Annotated in this window: 3 protein-coding genes; all 3 read left to right on the plus strand. The window is 75.1% G+C overall.

What is annotated here, in order from left to right:
- The first annotated feature begins 243 nt into the window (after window positions 1–243).
- Window positions 244–1,476 (plus strand): glycoside hydrolase family 27 protein, encoded by a 1,233-nt coding sequence (locus ACFV4G_RS15400; RefSeq protein WP_380440370.1) that lies wholly within the window; start codon window positions 244–246, stop codon window positions 1,474–1,476.
- A gap of 148 nt (window positions 1,477–1,624) precedes the next feature.
- A complete protein-coding gene (locus tag ACFV4G_RS15405) occupies window positions 1,625–3,265 on the plus strand; it encodes a PucR family transcriptional regulator (RefSeq protein WP_380440372.1) in 1,641 nt (546 codons plus the stop codon).
- 268 nt (window positions 3,266–3,533) lie between these two features.
- On the plus strand, window positions 3,534–4,847 hold the full coding sequence (locus tag ACFV4G_RS15410) for a diaminopimelate decarboxylase (RefSeq protein WP_380440374.1): 1,314 nt from the start codon (window positions 3,534–3,536) through the stop codon (window positions 4,845–4,847).
- Window positions 4,848–4,953: the final 106 nt, after the last annotated feature.

Genomic DNA, 4,953 nt, shown 5'->3' on the forward strand with positions numbered 1-4,953 from the left:
CCTCGTTGGTTTCTGCGTGTTGTTTGTTTTCCTCTGGGTGTGTTCGCCCCCCCCCCCCCCCCCCCTCTCCCCCACCCCACTCGGGCCGCCCCCCCCCCCCGGCCCGCCCGGACCTGCGGCCGACACGTTCGAGTGGTCATGGGGGCATCCGCGGTTGACGTCCCTCCGGCGTCCGCAGATTTCGAAGCATCAGTTCCCTTCCGCAGCACTCACCTCGCTGCTCTCCGCCCCACTGGAGGAACGATGCGCAAACTCTGGGCCACGGCGCTCGCGGCCGTGCTGAGCGTGGCACCCTTCGCCGTCGCCCCGACGGCCGCAGCGCCGGTCCCGACGCCGACGCCGGCCCCGGCCGCGGCCCCGGCCGCGGCGCCGGCCGGTGCCGCCCTGGCCCTCACCCCGCCCATGGGCTGGAACGACTGGAACGCCTTCCGCTGCGAGGTCGGCGAGCAGCTCGTCGAGCGGACCGTCGACACGATCGTCGCCACCGGCCTGAAGGCGGCCGGCTACGAGTACGTCAACATCGACGACTGCTGGATGACCCACGAGCGCAGCCCCGACGGGCACCTCGTGCCGGACCCGGTCAAGTTCCCGCACGGCATCGCGGGCGTGGCCGACTACGTCCACGCCAGGGGCCTCAAACTCGGCATCTACGAGAGCGCCGGCGTGGAGACCTGCGCGCACTACCCCGGCAGCCTCGGCCACGAGCAGCAGGACGCGGACTCCTTCGCCTCCTGGGGCGTCGACTACCTGAAGTACGACAGCTGCCCCGGCAACCAGCCGACCCCGGCCCGCGAGCGCTACCGGACGATGGGCGACGCCCTGGCCCGCACCGGCCGCCCCATCGTCTACAGCCTCTGCAACTGGGGCGAACAGGACGTCGCCGACTGGGGCGCCGAGATCGGGCAGCTGTGGCGGACCACCGACGACATCAGACCCACCTACAGCCGGATGCTGGAGATCTTCCACGTCAACGTCCAGCTCGCGGACCGCGCCCGGCCGGGCGCGTGGAACGACCCCGACGCACTGGAGGTCGGCAACGGCATGACGGCCGACGAGGACCGCGCCCACTTCTCGCTCTGGGCCGCCATGGCCGCCCCGCTGCTCGCCGGCACCGACCTGACCAGGGCCACCCCCGGGACCATGGCGATCCTCGGCAACACCGACGTCATCGCCGTGGACCAGGACCCGCTCGGCAAGCAGGGCCGGCCGGTCACCATGGCCAACGGCCTCGACGTCCTGGCCAAACCCCTCGCCGACGGCTCCGTGGCCGTCACGCTCTTCAACGAGAACGCCGAACGCGCCGTCATCTCCACGACCGCGTACGCCGTCGGCCTGCCCGCCGCCGACCACTACGTCCTGCGCGACCTCTGGGAACACACCACCGGCGAGACCGCGGACGCCATCGCCGCCGAGGTGCCGGCTCACGGCGCCGTGATGTACCGGATCACCGCGGCGGGGTCCGGCCCGAACCGCTGACACCACGTCGGCCCTTCCCGGCCCCGCGTCAGCCCTTCCCGGCCTCATGTCGCCCCTTCCCGACCCCGCGGCGGCGAGTACGCTTGTCCGCCCAGCACGCCGGCTCGGCCCGGGCCGGCGGCCACGCACCGCGGGGGAGGGGCGGCCCATGCCGGAGCAGCCGTCGACGTCGACCGGCACCACGGCACCCGAGCGGACGCTGCACGGGCTGCTGCTCCTGACGGAGGCGGTGGTCGAGCTGTGCCTCGCCCCGCTGGGGCAGGACGTCCCCGTCCTCGGCCTCGACGTCTTCGACCGGCCCGAACCGGGCGCCGGCCGCGGCGACCTGCTCGTCGCCGTCCGCGTCGACCCCCGCTCCGAGCAGGCCCTCGCCCTGGTCCGGGCGGCCGGACGCGACGGCGCCGCGGGCGTCGTCTTCCGCGACGAGGGCGCCGGCCCGCCGAACGGCGCGCTGCGCGCCGCCGCGGCCGAGGCCGGGGCGGCACTGCTCTTCCGCCACAGCTGGGTCGACTGGGCCCAGCTGATCGCGGCCCTGCGCGCCGCACTGGAGGTGGCCGGCGAACCGGAGGCCACCACCGTGCCGCTCGGCGACCTGGACGCGCTCGCCGAGGCGCTGGCCCCCCTGGTGGGCGGGGCGGTGACCATCGAGAGCCCGCACTCCCGCGTCCTCGCCTACTCCTCGAACAACAAGGACGTCGACGACATCCGCCGGGACACGATCCTCACCCACCGGGTACCGCCCGACCGGGTCGAGGCGATGCGCAAGAACGGCTTCTTCCACCGGCTGCGCACCACCCCGGGCGCGCTCCACCGCCGCCCGCACGGGGACGTCCCCGAGCGCGCGGCCATCGCGGTCCGCGCCGGCGAGGAGATCCTCGGCTCGATCTGGGTCGCACCGACCGACCGCCCCCTGCCGCCCACCGTCTCCGACGCCCTCCAGGCCGCCGCCCGCGTCGCCGCCGCCCACCTCCTGCACGACCGGGTGCGCCGCGCCGGACAGCGCGAGCAGGTCCTGGAAGCCGCCCGCGCCCTGCTGGACGGCCGGGGCTCGGCCGACGCGCCGGCCCGCACCGGACTGCCCCCGGCGCAGCCGTGCGCCGTACTGGCCATCGCCGCTTCGTCCGCTGCCGCCGCCACCGCCCCCGCCGACGGCCGGCTCGCCCGCACGGCGGCCGGACACTGCACGGGACAGGGCCACCACGCGCTCGCCACGGCCTCCCCCGACGGCGCCCGGGTCCTGCTCGGCGGCCTGGACCGGGACCCGCGACGGGCCGCCGCACAGCTCACCCGCCTCGCCGACTCCCTCGCACGGGAACTGTCCCAGGACCCCGCCCACCCCGTGCGCATCGGCATCGGCGAGGTCCGGGACCGACTCGACCTGGCCGCCGAATCCCGCCGCACCGCCGACCTCGCCCTGCGCGCCCTGCTCTTCGCCCGCTCCGCCCAGGCCGCCGCCCGGGCCTTCGCCTCCGTGGCGGACCTGCCCGACACCGTCGCCCTGCTGCACGCCCTGGACACCCTGCGCGACGCGGCACCGCCGGACAGCTCCGTACAGCGATTGGAGGCACACGCCACCCGCACCGGCGAACACGTGCTGCTCGACACGCTGCGCGCCTACCTGGAGCACTCCCGGGACGGCGCCAAGGCCGCACGCGCCCTCAACGTGCCCGCCGGCACCTTCCGCTACCGCCTGGAGAAGGTGAAGAAGGTCTGCGGCATCGACCTGGACGACCCCGACGCCAGGCTGCTCGCCCACCTGTACCTGCGGCTGACGGATCCCCGGCGCTGAGCCCGCCCCGCCGGTTCCGTCGCACGGCACGGCGAAACCGCCCCCGAACCGTCGCCCCGCACCAAAGGGGCGGCCCCCCCCCCCCCCCCCCCCGGCCCCCACCCCCCCCCCCCCCCCCCGCCCGCCGCCCCCGGCCACGACACGGCCCGCACCCCGCACATCCGCGCCGTGGGACGAAGACACGGCCCCCCGGCGCCCGGCAGCCTGGACCCAGGCCCCCGCGAACCCTCCCGGGCCCCACCGACGACACCCAGCGGAGCAGGGCACCATGACGACCCGACAGTCACCCGACCACCCCTCGGCCGCCCGCCGCGAACGCGTCCTGCGGGAAGCCGTCCAGCGCAAACTCCTCGACCCCGAACAGGCCCTGCTCGCCGCCTTCGTCGACCTCGACGGCGTCGAGGCGAGCGTCACCGCCCTGCACCGGGCCTTCCCCGACTCCGTCCACGCACTGCACACCTTCGCGGCCAAGGCCAACTGCCTCGTCCCGCTCCTCGAACGGCTGCGCCACCTCGGCATGGGCTGCGAGGTCGCCAGCCCCGGCGAGTTCGCCCAGGCGCTCGCGGCCGGCTTCGACCCCGCGCGGATCGTCTACGACTCCCCGGCCAAGACCCGCGGCGAACTCGCCCGCGCCCTGGAACTCGGCGCCGCGGTCAACATCGACAACTGGCAGGAACTCGACCGCGTCGACGCCCTCCTGCGCACCCGCCCCTCCCGCTCCCGCCTCGGCATCAGGATCAACCCGCAGATCGGCGGCGGCACGATCGGCGCGATGTCCACCGCCACCGCCACCTCCAAGTTCGGCATCCCGCTCGCCGACGACGGCAACGCCGAACGCCTCCTCGCCGCCTACCGCGCACACCCCTGGCTCACCTGGATCCACGTCCACGTCGGCTCCCAGGGCTGCCCGCCGGACCTCATGGCCGACGGCGTCGCCAAGGCCGTCGCCTTCGCCGAACACGTCAACGACGCACTCGGACGACGCCGGATCACCGGCATCGACATCGGCGGCGGACTGCCCGTCAACTTCACCGACGACACCACCGACCCCACCTACGCCGCCTACGCGGAGCGGCTGCGCGCCCACGCCCCCGCCCTGTTCGGCGGCGGATTCCGGGTGGTCACCGAGTTCGGCCGCTCCCTGCTCGCCAAGAACGGCTTCATCGCCGCCCACGTCGAGTACACCAAGACCGCCGGCGGCCGGCACATCGCCCTCACCCACGCCGGCGCCCAGGTCGCCACCCGCACCGTCTTCATGCCCGAAGCCTGGCCGCTGCGCATCACCGCCCACCACCCCTCCGGCGCCGCCAAGCACGGCGACCCCGTCCCCCAGGACATCGCCGGCCCCTGCTGCTTCGCCGGCGACCTCGTCGCCCGCGCCCGGCCGCTGCCCCTCCTGGAACCCGGCGACCTCGTCGCCCTCCTCGACACCGGCGCGTACTACGCGACCACCCACTTCCAGTACAACAGCCTGCCCGAACCCGCCGTCCACGGCTTCACCGTCGACCCCGACGGCACCGTGCACTTCGAACTCCTGCGCCCCGCCCAGACCACCGACGACCTGCTGCCCACCGTCCGCTGACCCGCCGGACGCACAGGGGCGGGGGGGGGGGTGAAACCCCACGGGGGGGGCGGCCGGGGGCAGGGCGGGGTGGAGACAAACACAACCCAGAAGAAAGACGCGGGGT

The sequence above is a fragment of the Kitasatospora sp. NPDC059747 genome (assembly GCF_042732955.1).
GTDB lineage: Bacteria > Actinomycetota > Actinomycetes > Streptomycetales > Streptomycetaceae > Kitasatospora.